Below are 18,004 nucleotides of genomic sequence, written 5' to 3' on the forward strand. Positions count from 1 at the left end.
TCAGGTATCCAGGTGCCCGCCGAGGAATTGCCGCAGGCGCTGCTGCATCAACCGTCCCTCTCCACCCAGGCAGGCCACTGGCGACTCCGCCAGGCTGTCCTGGGCCAGGTCCGCGGCATCCCCGGCCAGCATCAGCGGGCAGTCCAGGGTCAGCGCCAGGCGCTTGAGGCGCTTGGGCAGCTCGGCCGTCGGCGCATGGTTGGAGAACACCACCAGGGCCTGGGGCTTGAGCTTTTCACAGACCAGGGTCAATTCCTCCAGCGGTACTCCCGGCCCCAGCACCTGTACGCCGAGCTGGTCGTGCCCCAGCAGCAGCGCCGCCACCAGCAGCTCCAGCTCGCGGCATTGCTGGTTGAATGCGGTGAGCAATAGCGGCTGCGAGCCTGTGCGCTGCAACAACAGGCGCTGGCTGATTCGCGAGCGCAGGAAGGCATCCAGGAACAGCCACTCGCTGGTATGGCCGAAGGTGTCGCGCTGCTGCAGCAGCTGCTTCCAGAACGGCAGGAAGATGTCCTGGAACACCACCGGCAGGGCATAGCTGGAGAACACCTGGCCGTAGATCCGCTCCAACTGCTCTTCATCGAAGGTATTGACCACCAGCTTCAACTGATCGCGCCACTGGGCGTATTCATCCTGCTGGCCATCGTCCGCCGAAGCCTTGAGCTGGGCCTGGACGGCGCGGTTCTTGGCCATGATCCGCCCGACCTTGCTCACCGCCACGCCGCGCTCGATCCAGCCGAGGATCTCGCGCACCGCCTCAACATCGTGCATGGAATACAACCTGTGCCCACTTTCGGTGCGCGTCGGCTGGATTAGACCGTAGCGTCGCTCCCAGGCCCGCAGGGTCACGGGATTGATGCCGGTCAGGCGGGAAACCTCGCGGATCGGGAACAGCTCGTCCTGCGCGACGGCGTCCGGAGCCTGGTGGGTGGCGGAAGGTGCAGTGGTGGCGGGCATCTGGGGGAGAGAACACCGATGGACAAGATGGCCGTCATTCTACTCTCCCAGGGTGCCGAAGCTTCAAGGGCGGGAATATCCGACCACTGTCATTGGTACATCCGTGCCAATCAGGAATAATCCTTGCTTGTCCAAGGTGCGGCCCGACACCCCGGTGCCCCGTCAACGACTGCCTTACCCAGGCAGCGTATTGGTTTTACGGAGATACATGATGTCTACCTCACCCGTCACCCTGATGGTGGCCCGGCGCGTTGCCGATGGTCGCTACCAGGACCTGATCGCCTGGCTGCGCGAAGGCGAGCAACTGGCCACCGACTTTCCCGGCTACCTGGGCTCCGGCGTCCTGGCCCCTCCGCCCGGCGACGATGAATTCCAGATCATCTTCCGCTTCGTCGACGAACAGACCCTGCACACCTGGGAACACTCCGCCTCGCGCACCGCCTGGCTGGCCCGCGGCAGCGACCTGTTCGCCCATCCGCTGGAACATCGGGTCAGCGGTATCGATGGCTGGTTCGGCGCCGCCGGACAGCGTCCGCCGCGCTGGAAGCAGGCCGTGGCGATCTGGCTGGCGTTCTTCCCGGTCTCGCTGCTGTTCAACTTCGTCCTCGGCCCGCTGCTCAACGACCTGGGCATGTTGCCCCGGGTGTTCGTCAGCACCTTGGCCCTGACCCCACTGATGGTCTACTTCTTCATCCCGCTGTCCACCCGGCTGCTGGCCAACTGGCTCAACGCCGCCCCGCCCCGCAGGCTGCCCGTGGCCCCTTCGACGCAAAACTCCTGAGCCTCATCCAAGCCGGTCACCGCCCACCACGGAGCGGTGCCGGCTTGCTGCCGATCCATCCCACGCCCGGGCGCCCCCGCTGGTATAGTTCTGCCCTACCCGCCGACGCGAGCCCGCCATGAACGCTTCCTCCGCACCGATCCTGATCACCGGCGCCAGCCAGCGTGTCGGCCTGCACTGCGCGTTGCGCCTGCTCGAAGACGGGCATCGGCTGATCGTCACCTACCGCAGCCAGCGCCCGGGGCTCGAGGCCCTGCGTGAGCAGGGCGCGACCCTGCTGTTCGCCGACCTGTCCTGCGAGGCCGGGATCATGGCCCTGATCAACGAGCTCAAGGCCCACACCGACAGCCTGCGGGCGATCATCCACAACGCCTCGGAATGGCTCGAGGAAAGCCCGGGCCAGGAAACCGAGGCCTTCGCCCGGATGTTCGGCGTGCACATGCTGGCGCCCTACCTGATCAACCTGCACTGCGCCCAATTGCTGCAGGCCTGCAGCCCGGCGGACATCATCCACATCAGCGACGACGTGACCCGCAAGGGCAGCGCCAAGCACATCGCCTACTGCGCCAGCAAGGCCGGCCTGGACAGCCTGACCCTGTCTTTCGCCGCCAAGTACGCCCCGACAATCAAGGTCAACGGCATCGCACCGGCCCTGCTATTGTTCAATCCCGACGACGACGCGGCGTACCGCGCCAAGACCCTGGCCAAATCCGCACTGGGCATCGAGCCCGGCGCGCAAGTGATCTACCAGAGCCTGCGCTACCTGTTGGACAATCCCTATGTCACCGGCACCACCCTGACCGTCAACGGCGGGCGGCACGTCAAATAGACCGGCCCCGCGAGGACCTTGCATGAGCCTTTCCCTGCCCCAGCACTACCGCGAGATCCTCAAGGGTCTCGGCGAAGACCCCGAGCGCGAGGGTCTGCTCGATACGCCCAAGCGCGCCGCCAAGGCCATGCAGTACCTGTGTCATGGCTACGAGCAGTCGCTGGAGGAAATCGTCAACGGCGCGCTGTTCGCCTCCGACAACGACGAGATGGTGATAGTCGCCGACATCGAGTTGTACTCCCTGTGCGAACATCACCTGCTGCCCTTCATCGGCAAGGCCCATGTGGCTTATATTCCCACGGGCAAGGTGCTGGGGCTGTCGAAGATCGCGCGCATCGTCGACATGTTCGCCAGGCGCCTGCAGATCCAGGAAAATCTCACCCGGCAGATCGCCGACGCAGTGCAGAGCGTGACCCAGGCAGCCGGCGTCGCCGTGGTGGTCGAAGCCAAGCACATGTGCATGATGATGCGCGGTGTCGAGAAACAGAATTCCACCATGCATACCTCGGTGATGCTCGGCGCCTTTCGCGAATCGAGCACCACTCGCCAGGAATTCCTGCAATTGATTGGACGGAGCAAGTAAATGCCACAACTTCAGCCAGGAATGGCTCGTATCCGAGTCAAGGACCTGCTCCTGCGGACCTACATCGGAATCAACGAGGAAGAAATCCTCAACAAGCAGGATGTCCTGATCAACCTGACCATCCTGTATCCCGCCCAAGATGCGGTGCGCGACAACGACATCGATCACGCGCTGAACTATCGCACCATCACCAAGGCCATCATCGCCCACGTCGAGGGCAACCGCTTCGCCCTGCTGGAGCGCCTGACCCAGGAACTGCTGGACCTGGTGATGAGCAACGCCTCGGTGCAGTACGCCGAGGTCGAAGTGGACAAACCCCACGCCCTGCGCTTTGCCGAATCGGTATCCATCACGTTGGCGGCAAGTCGCTAGCGGCAAGCGGCAAGTAAAAGCGGTTCGGCTTTGACTTGCCTCTCGTAGCTTGTAGCTTGCAGCTGTTCCCACCCCTCTATGTGCAGAGAGTCTTATGTCCCCTCAACAACGCCTGGAACTGGAAGCGGCGGCCTTTCGCCGCCTGGTGGCCCATCTGGACAACCGCAAGGACGTGCAGAACATCGACCTGATGAACCTTGCCGGGTTCTGCCGCAACTGCCTGTCCAAGTGGTACAAGGTCGAAGCCGACCAGCGCCAGATCGAGGTCAGCCTCGATGACGCCCGTGAAGTGGTGTATGGCATGCCCTACGCCGAGTGGAAGAATCTCTATCAGAAAGAAGCCAGCGCCGAGCAGCAAGCGGCGTTCGCCAAAGGAAAACCCCATGACTGACCTGAACACCCTGCGCGCCAGCCTCAACAGCGGCGAACACGCCTTTGCCGACACCCTGGCGTTCATCGCCGCCGGTTATGACTACCAGCCCCAGGCGTTCAGCAATGGTGGCGTGGAGAACGCCGCCGGGCAGAACGAAGGCTCGTGCAAGACCCTGGGCCTGGCCCTGCTGGAAGGCCTGAGCGACGCCGAAGCGTTGCTGGCATTCGGCGAGCACTATCGCTCGGTGCTGGCCACCCCAGAAGGCAGCGACCACGGCAACATCCGCGCCCTGATCGCCCATGGCCTGGCCGGAGTGAAGTTCAACGCCCAACCGCTGACCCGCCGCTGATCCACACCGGCAAGACCATCACCCATAAAAAAACCGGCTTGCGCCGGTTTTTTCATTTCAGGACGATCAGAACGAAGCGTTCTGCAGGCCGTCCAGGTAACGCTCGGTGTCCAGGGCCGCCATGCAACCGGCGCCGGCCGAGGTGATGGCCTGGCGGTAGACGTGGTCAGCCACGTCGCCGGCGGCGAAGATGCCCTCGACGCTAGTGGCGGTGGCATTGCCTTCACGACCGCCCTGCACGACCAGGTAACCGTCCTTGAGCGCCAGCTGGCCTTCGAACAGCGAGGTGTTCGGAGTGTGGCCGATGGCGATGAACACGCCGTCGACCTTCAGCTCGTCGAAGCTGCCATCGTTGTTCTTCAGGCGGGCACCGGTCACGCCCATGTTGTCGCCCAGCACTTCGTCCAGGGTCGCGTTGAGCTTGAGCTCGATCTTGCCTTCGGCAACCCGGGCGTGAAGCTTGTCGATCAGGATCTTCTCGGCGCGGAAGGTATCGCGACGGTGGATCAGGGTGACCTTGCTGGCGATGTTGGCCAGGTACAGGGCTTCCTCGACAGCGGTGTTGCCACCACCGACCACGGCCACTGGCTTGTTGCGGTAGAAGAAACCGTCGCAGGTGGCGCAGGCGGAAACGCCCTTGCCCATGAAGGCCTCTTCCGATGGCAGGCCCAGGTAGCGAGCGCTGGCGCCGGTGGCGATGATCAGGGCGTCGCAGGTGTAGGTACCGCTGTCACCGGTCAGGGTGTAGGGCTTGGCGGCGAAGTCCACGGCATTGATGTGATCGAAGACGATTTCGGTTTCGAAGCGCTCGGCGTGCTCGCGCATCCGCTCCATCAGCGCCGGGCCGGTCAGGCCGTGCACGTCGCCCGGCCAGTTGTCGACTTCGGTGGTGGTGGTCAGCTGGCCACCGGCCTGCATGCCGGTGATCAGCAGTGGCTTCAGGTTGGCGCGGGCGGCATAGACCGCGGCGCTGTAACCGGCAGGGCCGGAACCGAGAATAATCACACGCGAATGACGTACATCAGACATGACTCACTCCTATCGACCGGCCCGGCTGCCCTGGCGCGGAACGCCGGATTGCCGGCTGGAATAAAAAAGGACGGCGAAACCTTGGGGAAGGCTAAAACTCGTCCGTCCAAAAAATAATGGGTGCAGCGTATAGAGGGGGCGAAGATTAAGGAAATACGGTTTAACAATCCAGCTCATAGGCGGTCTCTATCTTCTGAAGACCCGTATGAAGAGGTCTTTGTTACCGTTGATGTCGCCCTATGCGCCGCACTTTCGCCCCTTGTGCAAAGCCGGTAAGGTCGGCGCGTTTTCCTTCTGCTCGGAGCCTTCTATGCCCGCCCCTGTCTTGTCCGGCCCGCAATACCTGCGTGAGGGCCTCAAGTTGATCCTCACGCCCGGCCTGCGCCTGTTCGTGCTCTTGCCGCTGCTGGTCAACCTGGTGCTGTTCGTCGGATTGATCTACTTCGCCGGTCATCAATTCAGCCTCTGGGTCGACGCCCTGATGCCGACCCTGCCGCAATGGCTGAGCTTTCTCAGCTACATCCTGTGGCCGCTGTTCGTGGTGCTGGTAGTGCTGATGGTGTTCTTCAGCTTCACCATGCTGGCCAATATCATCGCCGCCCCGTTCAACGGCTTCCTCGCGGAAAAGGTCGAGACCGTGGTCCGCGGCACCGATGATTTCCCTCCCTTCAGCTGGGGCGAACTGCTGGCGATGATCCCCCGCACCCTGTCCCGGGAGATGCGCAAGCTGGGCTACTTCCTGCCCCGGGCCATCGGCTTGTTCATCCTCTCGCTGATCCCGGTGGTCAACCTGGTGGCCGCGCCGCTGTGGCTGTTGTTCGGTATCTGGATGATGGCCATCCAGTACATCGACTACCCGGCGGACAACCACAAGATGAGCTGGCAGGACATGCTCGCCTGGCTGCGGGCCAAGCGCTGGCAGAGCCTGGGCTTCGGCGGCATCGTCTACCTGGCGCTGATGATTCCCTTCGTCAACATCCTGATGATGCCCGCCGCCGTGGCCGGGGCGACCCTGTTCTGGGTCCGCGAGCGCGGTGTGGATAACTTGCCGGGCCAACAGCGCTGAACCTGTCCGTCCCTGTTCCGGCTCCTGCACGACATCGCACGGGGGCCAACCTGCAAGCACTGCACCCGAACCCAATGCCGGGCAGTCATAAATCCATCATCCCAAGGTCACAATGACGACATGGCCCCAGCCGACACTGGGGCCATGAGCACAGCCCTGCATATCACTCTCATCACCGAGACCTACCCGCCGGAAATCAACGGTGTGGCCAATACCCTTGGCCGCCTGTGCGATGGCCTGCGGGCCCGTGGGCATCAGGTGGAACTGGTGCGCCCGCGCCAGGGTTGCGACCAGAGCCGGCGCAGCGACGAGGCCCTGCTGCTGTGCCGGGGCTGGCCGTTGCCGGGGTATCCGGGGTTGCAGTGGGGCCAGTCGTCGATGCACAAGCTGCTGCGCCGCTGGAAACGCCAGCGCCCGGATGTGCTGTACATCGCCACCGAAGGGCCCCTTGGCCTATCCGCACTACGGGCGGCCAAGCGCCTGGGGATCTCGGTGGTCAGCGGCTTCCACACCAATTTCCAGCAGTACTCCAGCCAGTACGGCCTGGGCTTGCTGACGCGCTTGCTGACCCACTACCTGCGCTGGTTCCACAACCGCTCGAAACTGACCCTGGTCCCCAGCGCCAGCCAGCGCCTGGAGCTGGAGCGGCGCCACTTCGAACGCCTGTCCCTGTTGTCCCGGGGCGTCGACAGCCAGTTGTTCCACCCGGCCAAACGGGTCAATGAGCTGCGCGCCAGCTGGGGCCTGGAGCCGGATGACCTGGCGGTGATCCATGTCGGGCGCCTGGCGCCGGAAAAGAACCTGGGCCTGCTCAAGCGCTGCTTCGAACAAGTGCAGGCGACCTACGCGCAGCGCAAGATGAAATTGATCGTGGTGGGCGATGGCCCGCAACGGGCCAGCCTGGAGCGCAGCCTGCCCCAAGCGCTGTTCTGCGGTAGCCAGCGCGGCGAAGCCCTGGCGGCCCATTACGCCTGCGGTGACGTGTTCCTGTTTCCCAGCCTTACCGAGACCTTCGGCAACGTGGTGCTCGAGGCCCTGGCTTCAGGCCTGGCGGTAGTGGCCTACGATCAGGCTGCGGCGGCGCAGCACATCCGTCACGGCTACAACGGCGTGCTGGCGATGCCGGGTGACGAGAATGCCTTCTGCGATGCCGCCAGCTGGCTGCTGGAAGAAACCGAGACCCTGCGCCGGGTACGCCTCAACGCCCGCCAACACGCCAGCCGCCAAGGCTGGGCAACGGTGATCGAACAGTTCGAGGAGCAATTGCGCAGCGCCTGCCAAGAGGCGCCAACGGCGGCCCTCCAGGCCGTGGCCGGGGCGACCGGTCTGGTAGAGGGCGGCGGCGAGACGCTCGGCGTGGCCAGGGGCTTGCCCCCCTCGCCACCCGGAGCCAGTGGTTAGACCAGGGTTGTCAGCGCATCACGGCTGAACGGCAGGATTTCCTGGTCACGCCCGTCCCGGACCTTCTGCGCCCAGTCCGGATCCACCAGCAGTGCGCGGCCTACGGCCACCAGGTCGAACTCGTCGTTATCCAGGCGTTGCAGCAGGTTCTCCAGGCTGGCCGGTTGCGCCACCTTGTCGGTCTTGACCATGAACTGCAGGAACTCGCCATCCAGGCCAACGCTGCCCACGGTGATGGTGGGCTTGCCGGTGAGCTTGCGGGTCCAGCCGGCCAGGTTCAGCTCGGAACCTTCGAACTCCGGTTCCCAGAAGCGCCGGGTGGAACAGTGGAAGATATCCACGCCGGCATCCACCAGCGGCTTGAGGAAGGCTTCCAGGGCCTCTGGGGTCTCTACCAGGCGGGCCGCGTAGTCCTGCTGCTTCCACTGGGAAAAGCGCAGGATGATCGGGAAGTCCGGGCCGACGGCAGCACGCACGGCCTGGATCAGCTCGATGGCAAAACGCGAGCGCTGGGCCAGGTCGCCACCATACTCGTCGGTGCGCTGGTTGCTGCCTTCCCAGAAGAACTGGTCCACCAGGTAACCATGGGCGCCATGGATCTCCACGCCGTCCATGCCGATGCCCTGGGCATCCTTGGCGGCCTGGGCGAATGCAGCGATCACCTCCTGGATATCCTGGTGGGTCATGCCATGCACCACCACCTGGCCGTCCTTGAGCTTCTCGCACGGACCGTAGCCCGGCACGCTGGCATCCGGCTCGGTGCCCAGGCGCCGCACGTTGCCCACATGCCACAGCTGCGGGACGATCTTGCCGCCCTCGGCGTGGACCGCGTCCACCACCTTCTTCCAGCCGGCCAGTGCCGCCTCGCCGTGGAACTGCGGCACATTGGGGTAGCCGTTGGATGCCTGGTGCCCGATGGTGGTGCCTTCGGTGATGATCAGGCCGACCCCTGCCGCGGCACGCCGGCGGTAGTACTCGATGACCTTGGAATTGGGCACGCCGCCCGGCGAGAACGAGCGGGTCATCGGCGCCATCACCACACGGGTCGGCAATTCCAACGCACCCAGCTGGAAGGGTTTGAACAAGGCTTGGACAGGCATGCTGCACTCCGACAGAAAAGGACTGGAGTCGAGGATCGACGCACAAGGCCGCGCCGGGTATGGCTCCCGGCGCACTTATGATGAGGATAATATTCGTCCCCCAAGGCACTGCACAGCACTATTGATTTGAGTGATCTGGAGGCAAAAACGCCGCTATGCAGCGGCGTCGGACAGGTAGCGCGGCAGGCCGGGCGAGCGCCCGGCGCGCGGAGTCAGCTCAGGGCTTTCTCGATGGCCTGGACCACGGCGGGATCATCGGGGGCGGTGCGCGGGGAGAAACGCGCCAGTACCCGGCCATCCTTGCCCACCAGGAACTTCTCGAAGTTCCAGGTAATGTCCCCGGGAAACTCCGCACCCTCGCCTGCCAGCAGGCGGTACAACTGGTGCCGCTCCGGGCCGTTGACCTCCAGCTTGCTGCTCAGGGGGAAAGTCACCCCGTAGTTGAGGCTGCAGAATTCCTGGATCTGTTGCTCGGTCCCGGGCTCCTGCCCGGCGAACTGGTTGCAGGGCAGGCCCAGCACGTTGAAACCCTGGGCCTTGTATTGCTGGTAGAGGTTCTCCAGAGCCGCATATTGTGGCGTCAGGCCACATTTGGAAGCGACGTTGACCACCAGCACGACTTGCCCCTTGAAGGGCGCGAGCGGCAGTTCCTGACCATCCAGGGCTTTCAGTTTAAGGTCGTGAAAAGCACTCATGACGAACTCCAAATTCCCGTGTTCTTGCAGAAGACAGCCTCTCGACAGTACAGCCAAAAGCCGCAGACTAAAAAGGCGCCCGCGGGCGCCTTTCGAGTAATCCTGAGCTTAGCGCAGAAACTCAGTGGTGATGACCGCCTTCGCCATGGACGTGGCCATGGGCGACTTCTTCCTGGCTGGCATCACGGATGGCAACGACCTTGACCTGGAAGTTCAGGCGCTGGCCAGCCAGTGGATGGTTGCCGTCGACGGTCACGTCGTCGCCGTCCAGGTCACGGATGGTGACGATCTGCATCTGGCCATCCGGAGCGGAAGCGTGGAACTGCATGCCCACTTCCAGCTCGTCGACGCCTTCGAACATGCTGCGGCTCAGGGTGCTGACCAGTTCGGCAGCGTATTCGCCGTAGGCGTCTTCAGGTTCCACGGCAACCTTCAGCTCGTCACCGACCTGCTTGCCTTCCAGGGCCTTTTCCAGGCCCGGGATGATGTTACCTGCGCCGTGCAGGTAGACCAGCGGGGCGCCGCCGGCAGAGCTGTCGATGACCTCACCAGCGTCGTTGGTGAGGGTATAGTCGATGGAGACAGCCTTATTGGCGGCGATCAGCATGGGGCGAGACCTTTTGCATAAGAATGAAGAACGTCCAAGTTTAGCGAAGCAATCGCGCGAAAGCGAACGGAACCCGGACAAACGGAATATGCAGCAGCCCCCGACAATCTGCGGTTTCCACCAGGACGAGGACGGCCACTGGGTGGTCGAACTGTCGTGCGGCCACACCCAGCACCTGCGCCACCAGCCACCATGGCAGTCACGCGCCTGGGTCCTGGACCCGGCGCGGCGGGCAGAAAAAATAGGCCGGCCCTTTGCCTGTGGCTGGTGTGCGCAGGACGCCGGAAACGATAACCTTAGCCCCTGACTAGCGCGGCAGACGGCCATAGACCGTCGCCCTTGCCATGCACCCTTCGAGAATTCGCATGCAAACTTTCTTCATCGCACCCACCGATTTTGGTGTGGGCCTGACCTCCATCAGCCTCGGGCTGGTACGCACCCTGGAGCGCGCCGGCCTCAAGGTCGGTTTCTTCAAGCCCATCGCCCAACCGCATCCGGGCGACACCGGCCCCGAACGCTCCACCGAGCTGGTGGCCCGCACCCACGGCCTGAAACCGCCGCAACCCCTGGGCCTGGCCCATGTGGAGCGGATGCTGGGCGATGGCCAGCTGGACGAGCTGCTGGAAGAAATCATCACCCTCTACCAGCAGGCGGCCATCGGCAAGGATGTACTGGTCGTCGAGGGCATGGTGCCGACCCGTGCCGCCAGCTACGCGGCCCGGGTCAACCTGCACCTGGCCAAGAGCCTGGATGCCGAGGTGATCCTGGTCTCGGCCCCGGAAAACGAAGTGCTCACCGAGCTGTCCGGGCGGGTCGAGCTGCAGGCGCAGTTGTTCGGTGGCCCACGGGATCCGAAGGTGCTGGGGGTGATCCTCAACAAGGTGCGCACCGACGAAAGCATCGAGGCGTTCAGCGCCCGCCTGAAGGAACATTCGCCGCTGTTGCGCAGTGGCGACTTCCGCCTGCTGGGCTGCATTCCGTTCCAGCCGGAGCTCAATGCCCCGCGCACCCGCGACGTGGCCGACCTGATGGGCGCCCAGGTACTCAACGCCGGGGACTACGAAACCCGGCGCATGACCAAGATCATCATTTGCGCGCGCACCATGCGCAACACCGTGGAGCTGCTCAAGCCCGGAGTGCTGGTGGTGACCCCGGGCGACCGTGACGACATCATCCTCGCCGTGAGTCTCGCGGCGATCAACGGCGTACCGCTGGCCGGCCTTCTGCTGACCAGCGGCACCCTGCCCGACCCGAAGATCATGGACCTGTGCCGTGGAGCGCTGAATGCCGGCCTGCCGGTGCTGTCGGTAAGCACCGGCTCCTACGACACCGCCAACCAGCTCAACAGCCTGAACAAGGAAATCCCCATCGATGACCGCGAGCGTGCGGAAATCATCACCGACTTCGTCGCCAGTCACCTGGACGCCGACTGGCTGCACCAGCGCTGTGGCACCCCGCGGGAAATGCGCCTGTCGCCGGCGGTGTTCCGCTACCAGTTGATCCAGCGCGCCCAGCAAGCCGACAAGCGCATCGTCCTGCCCGAGGGCAGCGAGCCCCTGACCGTGCAGGCCGCCGCCATCTGCCAGGCCCGCGGCATCGCCCGCTGCGTGCTGCTGGCCAAGCCGGACGACGTCCACGCCGTGGCTCGGGCCCAGGGCATCGAGCTGCCCGAGGGCCTGGAGATCCTCGATCCGGACCTGATCCGCGAGCGATATGTCGAGCCCATGGTGGCCCTGCGCAAGAGCAAGAGCCTGAACGCGCCGATGGCCGAGCAGCAACTGGAAGACCCGGTGGTGATCGGCACCGTGATGCTGGCCCTGGACGAGGTCGACGGCCTGGTTTCCGGGCTCGTCCACTCCACCGCCAACACCATCCGCCCGGCCCTGCAATTGATCAAGACCGCGCCGGGCTGCACCCTGGTGTCCTCGGTGTTCTTCATGCTGTTTCCCGAGCAGGTGCTGGTCTACGGGGACTGTGTGATGAACCCCCACCCCAGCGCCAGCGAACTGGCGGAGATCGCCCTGCAGAGCGCCGATTCGGCAGCGGCCTTCGGCATCTCGCCACGGGTGGCGATGATCAGCTACTCCAGTGGCGACTCGGCCAGCGGCGAAGAAGTGGAGAAGGTCCGCGAGGCCACCCTGCTGGCCCATGAAGCCCAGCGCTCGCTGTTGATCGACGGCCCGCTGCAGTACGACGCCGCCGCCAACGAGAACGTCGCCCGGCAACTGGCCCCCAACAGCCAGGTGGCGGGCAAGGCCACGGTGTTCGTGTTCCCCGACCTGAACACCGGCAACACCACCCACAAGGCGGTGCAACGCAGCGCCGATTGCGTGAGCCTGGGGCCGATGCTGCAAGGCCTGCGCAAGCCGGTGAACGACCTGCCGCGCGGCGCCCAGGTGGACGACATCGTCTACACCATCGCCCTGACGGCGATCCAAGCTGCCAACCGACCCATGGATGCCTGAATGCTGGACTTTCTACCGGGTGCCGTACGCGGCACCATCGCCTCGCTGCTGCTGGCGCTCAACACTATTTTGCTGTGCTCGTTCCTGTTCTGCGTGGCGCTCTTCAAGGCCTTGCCGTTGCGCCTCACCCAGCGTTTCAGCCACTGGTTGATGAACCACACCCACGAGGCCTGGATCAGCAACAACAAGGCCTGGATGCAGCTGGTCTGCCGCACTCGCTGGCACGTGCAAGGCCTTGAAGGCCTGGATTACCAGCACTCCTACCTGGTCACCAGCAACCACCAGAGCTGGGTCGATATCCTGGTGCTGCAGTACGTGCTCAACCGGCGTATCCGCCCACTGAAGTTCTTCCTCAAGCAGGAACTGATCTGGGTGCCGGTGATCGGCCTGGCCTGGTGGGCCCTGGGCTTTCCCTTCATGAAGCGCTACTCCAAGGCCTACCTGGAAAAGCATCCGGAAAAAAAGGGCAAGGACCTGGAAACCACCCGCAAGACCTGCGCGAAATTCCGCAGCAATCCGGTGGGTATCTTCAACTTCGTCGAGGGCACGCGCTTCACCGAGGCCAAGCATGCCCAGCAGCGATCGCCATTCAAGTACCTGCTCAAGCCCAAGGCCGGCGGCATCGCCTTCGTGCTGGATGCCATGGGCGAGCAGCTGCAATCGATCGTCGACGTGAGCATCCACTACCCTGCCGGCCGCCCGGGGTTCTGGGACTTGCTCAGCGGCAAGCTCAAGGACGTGGTGGTGCGTTTCGAAGAAGTGTCGATTCCCCAGCAGTTCATCGGGCGCAACTACGAACAGGACGCGGTTTATCGGCAGGCCTTCCAGGACTGGATCAACCAGCGCTGGCAAGCCAAGGACGCGCTGCTCGAGCAACTGCACCGGGAGTATCCGGGCAAGCGATGAAGCGCCTGCAAGGGCCTCTTCGCGTTCGAACAGACACAAAAAAGCCCGCGGACAGTCGCCTGTCCGCGGGCTTTTTCTTGCAGCTTGAAGCTAGGAGCTCGCCGCTGCCCTTACCTTAGATCGCGCCGCGCTTGCGCAGCAGATCCAGCACTTGCTTGACGCCCTCTTCCAGCGATACGGACTGGGTGTCGATCACCAGGTCGGCATCCAGCGGCACGTCATAGGGGAAGGACTCGCCCGGGATGTTGTCGCCACCGGCGGCATAGAGGCCCTGGGGATCACGCTGGGCGCATACGGCTGGCGAAGCCTGGACATAGACCGTCAGCAGACGCTCCTTGCCGATCAGCCCCTTGACCTGCTCGCGACCTTCGGCACTGGGCGCCACGAACGCCGCCAGGGTCAACAAGCCCGCCTCGTTGAACTGACGGGCAATGTGAGCCGCACGCCGCCAGTTTTCCGTACGCCCGGCGCGATCCTGGGGCAGGCCCTTGTTCAGGTCGTGACGCAGGTTCTGGCCGTCGAGGACGAACACCGCCCGCCCCATGTCGAACAGCTTGCGCTCCACGGCATAGGCCAGGGTGCTCTTGCCTGCGCCCGACAGGCCGCTGAACAGCACGGTGGCCGGCTGCTGGCCGAAGCGCTGGGCACGCTCCTCGGTGGCGACATGGGCCAGCTTGCCATGCTGGGAGGCGCTGCCGTGGGCCACAGGCTGGGCGATGATCATGCCGGCGCCAACGGTGCCGTTGGTCAGGCGATCGATGACGATGAACGCGCCCGTGGTGCGGTTGCTTTCATAACCATCCAGGGCGATCGGTGCGTCGAGGCTGACCTTGACCTTGCCGATCTCGTTCAGTTGCAGGGCGCTGGCAGCACCCTCTTCCAGGGTGTTCACATCGACCTTGTGAACGATGCTGGCGATCGAACCCGGCACATAGCTGGTGGCGCGCTTGATGTCGTATTTCTTGCCCGGCAGCATCGGCTCCTCGGCCATCCATACCAGCATGGCTTCGAAGTTCTCGGTCACCGGCGGCACGTTGTCGGCATGCACCAACAGGTCGCCCCGGGAGATGTCGATCTCGTCCTCCATGGTCAGGGTCACGGCCTGGCCGGGACCGGCCTGCTCCAGTTCGCCTTCGAAGGTGACGATGGACTTGACCCGGCTGCTCTTGCCCGAAGGCAGCACCACCACTTCGTCGCCCTTGTGCACGATGCCGCTGGCCAGGGTGCCGGCGAAACCGCGGAAGTTCAGGTTCGGACGGTTGACGTACTGCACCGGGAAACGCAGGTCGGTGAAGTTGCGATCGCCGGAAACCTCCACGGTCTCGAGGATTTCCATCAGCGACTGGCCGGTGTACCACGGCGAACGCTCGCTGCGGTTCACTACGTTGTCGCCCTTGAGCGCCGACATCGGCACGAAGTGCAGGCTGGTGGGCTGGATCTTCAGGCCCTTGGCGAACTGCAGGTAGTCGGCCTTGATCGACTCGAACACGTCCTGGTCGAACCCCTTGAGGTCCATCTTGTTGATGGCCACGACGATGTGCTTGATCCCCAGCAGGGAAGCGATGTAGCTGTGCCGGCGGGTCTGGGTCTGCACGCCGTAGCGGGCGTCTACGAGGATGATCGCCAGGTCGCAGGTGGAGGCGCCAGTGGCCATGTTGCGGGTGTACTGCTCATGGCCCGGGGTGTCGGCGATGATGAACTTGCGCTTGGCGGTGGAGAAGTAACGGTAGGCCACGTCGATGGTGATGCCCTGCTCGCGCTCGGCCTGCAGGCCATCCACCAGCAAGGCCAGGTCGATGTCGTCACCGGTGGTGCCGACCTTCTTCGAGTCACGGGTTATGGCTTCCAGGTGATCTTCGTAGATCATCTTCGAGTCGTGCAGCAGGCGCCCGATCAGGGTGCTCTTGCCGTCATCCACGTTGCCGCAGGTAAGGAAGCGCAGCAGTTCCTTGCGTTCGTGCTGGCCCAGGTAGGCGAGGATGTCCTCGCTGATCAGATCGGATTGGTGGCTCATAGCGTTCAAGCTCCAAGCTGTAAGCTTCAAGCGGCAAGCTTGTCGGCGTACAGCTAGTCAGAAATTTTTTGATCAAGCCGCTGAGCATCTTCGATAGCTCGCGGGTTTCTTTAATCCAATTCTCAGCCAGCGGGTTCGCGATGTAGGCAATTTCACGAGCGATAAGGATTTGAGTCCGGAGTTCGCCGCAAGAAGCTTTCGCAATCCAGAGAAAATGGACTTTCTCTTTATTGCTACGACGCTCCATGCCCTCGGCAATATTGGAAGGCACCGAAAGAACAGAGCGAGTGATCTGGTCCTTGAATCCAAAGTCCCCGCACTGCGCAAACTCTTTATAAATCCCCACCGCCAAAGCTTTGCTTCGCTGCCAAACAATCAGTTTCTCGAAATCCATGACGAGTGTTCCGATTCCGGCTCGCAACAACCGGCTGCAAGCAACAAACCACGACGTTACGCATACCGCCTTTAACTTGCTGCTTGCCGCTTGTAACTCGAAGCTTAAAAGTACCCTTGGCGTTTTTTGTCTTCCATCGAGCCTGCGCCATCGTGGTCGATGACCCGGCCCTGGCGCTCCGACGTACGGGTCAGGAGCATTTCCTGGATGATGTCGGTCAGGGTCTCGGCTTCGGACTCGACCGCGCCCGTCAACGGGTAGCAGCCCAGGGTACGGAAACGCACTTTCTTCTTGACGATGCGCGCCTTCTCCTCATCGCTGAGGTGTTCGAGGATGCGCTCGTCGTCGATCATGATCAGGGTGCCGTTCTTCTCGATCACTTCACGCTCGGCGGCGAAGTACAGCGGCACGATCGGGATACCTTCCAGGTAGATGTATTGCCAGATGTCCAGCTCGGTCCAGTTGGACAGCGGGAACACACGGATCGACTCGCCCTTGTTGACCTTGCCGTTGTACACGTTCCACAGCTCGGGACGCTGGTTCTTCGGGTCCCAGCGGTGCTTGCTGTCGCGGAACGAGTAGACGCGCTCCTTGGCGCGGGACTTCTCTTCATCGCGGCGAGCCCCGCCGAACGCGGCGTCGAAGCCGTGCTTGTCCAGGGCCTGCTTGAGGCCCTCGGTCTTCATGATATCGGTGTGCTTGGCGCTGCCGTGGGTGAAGGGGTTGATGCCCTGGGCCACGCCATCGGGGTTGACGTGGGTAATCAGGTCCAGGCCCATTTCCTCGACCATGCGATCGCGGAACTTGTACATCTCCTGGAATTTCCACCGGGTATCGACGTGCATCACCGGGAACGGCAGCTTGCCGGGGAAGAACGCCTTGCGGGCCAGATGCAACATCACCGCAGAGTCCTTGCCGATGGAGTACAGCATCACCGGATTGTCGAACTCGGCCGCCACCTCGCGGATGATGTGGATGCTTTCCGCCTCCAGCTGTTTCAGATGCGTCAGTTTGTCGACCATGGCTACTCACGAAAGCTTTCTTATGGACGGCCTGCGGGCCGTGTTCGAGCGGGGCATGCTAGCACAGCGGCCTTCTTCTAATCAGGGAGCCAACTAGAACGAAACGATATATGAATATACCCGCCCGTTCGCTGGTTCCGGGCCCTGCCGATGCGGCCGCAAACGGCGATCGACACCGGCGGGGCCCACCGGGAAAGACCTGACGAAATGCCGTCAGATCGGGTTCGGGCAATCGATGAACAGGTGCTCCAGGGCGAAGCGCCGGGCCAGGTAGTCACCCAGCGCCTGCACGCCGTAACGCTCGGTGGCATGGTGGCCGGCAGCGATGAAACTGATGTCGTTCTCCCGGGCGCTGTGGAAGGTCTGTTCCGAAGCCTCACCACTCAGGTACAGGTCGACCCCGGCCTGCACCGCCTGGTCGATGTAACCCTGGCCACCGCCGGTGCACCAGCCGACCCGGCGGATCATCTCGCTGCCTTCCACCAGCAGCGGTTCGCGGCCCATCGCTTCCTGTACCCGGCGGGCGAAGTCCCGCGCAGTGACGGGCTCGTCCAGGGAACCCACCAGCCCCACGACCTTGGGGTTCTCCGGATCCAGCGGGCCTTCCACGGTTATGTCCAGTTGCCGGGCCAATTGCACGTTGTTGCCCACTTCCGGATGCAGGTCCAGGGGCAGATGATAGGCCAGCAGGCTGATGTCATGCTTGAGCAGGGTCTTCAACCGGCGCTGCTTCATGCCGGTGATGCAAGGGTTCTCGCCTTTCCAGAAATAGCCATGGTGGACCAGCACCAGGTCGGCCTTGGCCTCTACTGCCGCGTCCAGCAACGCCTGGCTGGCGGTGACTCCACTGACGATGCGCATGACCTGTGGACGCCCTTCGACCTGCAGGCCATTGGGGCAATAGTCGGCGATACGCGAACTGCCCAGGTAGCGATCCGCTTCTTCTACCAGTGTGCTCAGGGCAACGGCCATGAAAGACTCCTAAATATCCCGTCCAGAGGCGCGTGCGGCCTCGTATAATGCGCGACATTATGGGGCCGTGCGCAGCCCTTCGTAACCAC

At 63.4% G+C, this 18,004-nt stretch carries 19 protein-coding genes and 1 pseudogene; 11 read left to right on the top strand and 9 right to left on the bottom strand.

What is annotated here, in order from left to right:
* A complete protein-coding gene (locus CAG11_RS10745; protein ID WP_085596288.1) occupies positions 1 to 957 on the bottom strand; it encodes a MerR family transcriptional regulator in 957 nt (318 codons plus the stop codon).
* A 211-nt stretch (positions 958 to 1,168) separates the two neighbouring features.
* Here CAG11_RS10745 and CAG11_RS10750 point away from each other — a divergent pair, with 211 nt between their 5' ends.
* From CAG11_RS10750 to CAG11_RS10775, 6 genes are all read left to right on the top strand, one after another.
* On the top strand, positions 1,169 to 1,738 hold the full coding sequence (locus tag CAG11_RS10750) for an antibiotic biosynthesis monooxygenase (protein WP_085596289.1): 570 nt from the start codon (positions 1,169 to 1,171) through the stop codon (positions 1,736 to 1,738).
* Positions 1,739 to 1,856: 118 nt separating this feature from the next.
* Positions 1,857 to 2,567: a dihydromonapterin reductase gene (gene folM, locus CAG11_RS10755; protein WP_085596290.1), complete on the top strand. Its 711-nt coding sequence runs from the start codon at positions 1,857 to 1,859 to the stop codon at positions 2,565 to 2,567.
* Positions 2,568 to 2,589: 22 nt separating this feature from the next.
* The gene (folE, locus tag CAG11_RS10760) at positions 2,590 to 3,150 is read left to right on the top strand and encodes a GTP cyclohydrolase I FolE (protein ID WP_022642355.1); all 561 of its coding nucleotides are present in this window, start codon (positions 2,590 to 2,592) and stop codon (positions 3,148 to 3,150) included.
* Entirely contained in the window at positions 3,151 to 3,522 is a 372-nt protein-coding gene (gene folX / locus CAG11_RS10765; protein WP_085596291.1) for a dihydroneopterin triphosphate 2'-epimerase, read from the top strand. It abuts the gene before it with no gap.
* A 94-nt stretch (positions 3,523 to 3,616) separates the two neighbouring features.
* A complete protein-coding gene (locus tag CAG11_RS10770; protein WP_085596292.1) occupies positions 3,617 to 3,913 on the top strand; it encodes a DUF1244 domain-containing protein in 297 nt (98 codons plus the stop codon).
* Positions 3,906 to 4,244, top strand: a complete 339-nt coding sequence (locus CAG11_RS10775; protein WP_085596293.1) for a HopJ type III effector protein — start codon at positions 3,906 to 3,908, stop codon at positions 4,242 to 4,244. The genes CAG11_RS10770 and CAG11_RS10775 overlap by 8 nt, the downstream gene beginning before the upstream one ends.
* 66 nt (positions 4,245 to 4,310) lie before the next feature.
* Here CAG11_RS10775 and trxB read toward each other — a convergent pair whose 3' ends face one another.
* A complete protein-coding gene (gene trxB / locus CAG11_RS10780) occupies positions 4,311 to 5,273 on the bottom strand; it encodes a thioredoxin-disulfide reductase (protein ID WP_053134173.1) in 963 nt (320 codons plus the stop codon).
* A 310-nt stretch (positions 5,274 to 5,583) separates the two neighbouring features.
* Here trxB and cysZ point away from each other — a divergent pair, with 310 nt between their 5' ends.
* Positions 5,584 to 6,339: a sulfate transporter CysZ gene (gene cysZ, locus CAG11_RS10790; RefSeq protein ID WP_085596294.1), complete on the top strand. Its 756-nt coding sequence runs from the start codon at positions 5,584 to 5,586 to the stop codon at positions 6,337 to 6,339.
* 120 nt (positions 6,340 to 6,459) lie between these two features.
* Positions 6,460 to 7,740 carry a glycosyltransferase family 1 protein gene (locus tag CAG11_RS10795; RefSeq protein WP_085596295.1) on the top strand — a complete coding sequence of 427 codons (1,281 nt, stop codon included), beginning with the start codon at positions 6,460 to 6,462 and terminating at the stop codon, positions 7,738 to 7,740.
* Here CAG11_RS10795 and CAG11_RS10800 read toward each other — a convergent pair.
* The 3 genes from CAG11_RS10800 to CAG11_RS10810 all read right to left on the bottom strand — a co-directional run bounded on the left by CAG11_RS10800 (position 7,737) and on the right by CAG11_RS10810 (position 10,142).
* A complete protein-coding gene (locus tag CAG11_RS10800; protein WP_085596296.1) occupies positions 7,737 to 8,840 on the bottom strand; it encodes an NADH:flavin oxidoreductase in 1,104 nt (367 codons plus the stop codon). The genes CAG11_RS10795 and CAG11_RS10800 overlap by 4 nt on opposite strands.
* Positions 8,841 to 9,052: 212 nt before the next feature.
* Entirely contained in the window at positions 9,053 to 9,535 is a 483-nt protein-coding gene (locus CAG11_RS10805) for a glutathione peroxidase (protein ID WP_053134161.1), read from the bottom strand.
* 121 nt (positions 9,536 to 9,656) lie between these two features.
* The gene (locus CAG11_RS10810; protein WP_022642345.1) at positions 9,657 to 10,142 is read right to left on the bottom strand and encodes a peptidylprolyl isomerase; all 486 of its coding nucleotides are present in this window, start codon (positions 10,140 to 10,142) and stop codon (positions 9,657 to 9,659) included.
* Between CAG11_RS10810 and CAG11_RS10815 the strand changes: the two genes are divergently transcribed.
* The 3 genes from CAG11_RS10815 to CAG11_RS10825 are packed head-to-tail and all read left to right on the top strand — an operon-like array spanning position 10,111 to position 13,513.
* Positions 10,111 to 10,449, top strand: coding sequence for a DUF3565 domain-containing protein (locus tag CAG11_RS10815; RefSeq protein ID WP_083456939.1), 339 nt, complete (start codon positions 10,111 to 10,113; stop codon positions 10,447 to 10,449). The two genes, CAG11_RS10810 and CAG11_RS10815, sit on opposite strands and share 32 nt — an antisense overlap.
* Before the next feature lie 58 nt (positions 10,450 to 10,507).
* Positions 10,508 to 12,607: a phosphate acetyltransferase gene (pta, locus tag CAG11_RS10820; protein WP_085596297.1), complete on the top strand. Its 2,100-nt coding sequence runs from the start codon at positions 10,508 to 10,510 to the stop codon at positions 12,605 to 12,607.
* A complete protein-coding gene (locus CAG11_RS10825; RefSeq protein WP_022642343.1) occupies positions 12,608 to 13,513 on the top strand; it encodes an acyltransferase in 906 nt (301 codons plus the stop codon).
* Positions 13,514 to 13,628: 115 nt separating this feature from the next.
* On the opposite strand, the gene cysN is transcribed toward CAG11_RS10825, so the two are convergent.
* The 4 genes and pseudogenes from cysN to CAG11_RS10845 form a co-directional block, all read right to left on the bottom strand.
* Complete coding sequence (cysN, locus tag CAG11_RS10830) at positions 13,629 to 15,527, bottom strand: sulfate adenylyltransferase subunit CysN (RefSeq protein WP_085596298.1); 1,899 nt, start codon at positions 15,525 to 15,527, stop codon at positions 13,629 to 13,631.
* Between the two features lie 64 nt (positions 15,528 to 15,591).
* A pseudogene (locus tag CAG11_RS10835) lies at positions 15,592 to 15,921 on the bottom strand (four helix bundle protein); the annotation flags it as partial.
* Between the two features lie 104 nt (positions 15,922 to 16,025).
* Positions 16,026 to 16,943 carry a sulfate adenylyltransferase subunit CysD gene (gene cysD, locus CAG11_RS10840; protein ID WP_022642340.1) on the bottom strand — a complete coding sequence of 306 codons (918 nt, stop codon included), beginning with the start codon at positions 16,941 to 16,943 and terminating at the stop codon, positions 16,026 to 16,028.
* 213 nt (positions 16,944 to 17,156) lie between these two features.
* Positions 17,157 to 17,915, bottom strand: a complete 759-nt coding sequence (locus CAG11_RS10845) for a Nif3-like dinuclear metal center hexameric protein (protein ID WP_022642339.1) — start codon at positions 17,913 to 17,915, stop codon at positions 17,157 to 17,159.
* Positions 17,916 to 18,004 lie beyond the last annotated feature (89 nt).

Origin of the sequence: Pseudomonas sp. B6(2017), from assembly GCF_002112765.1 — a bacterium.
GTDB lineage: Bacteria > Pseudomonadota > Gammaproteobacteria > Pseudomonadales > Pseudomonadaceae > Aquipseudomonas > Aquipseudomonas piscis.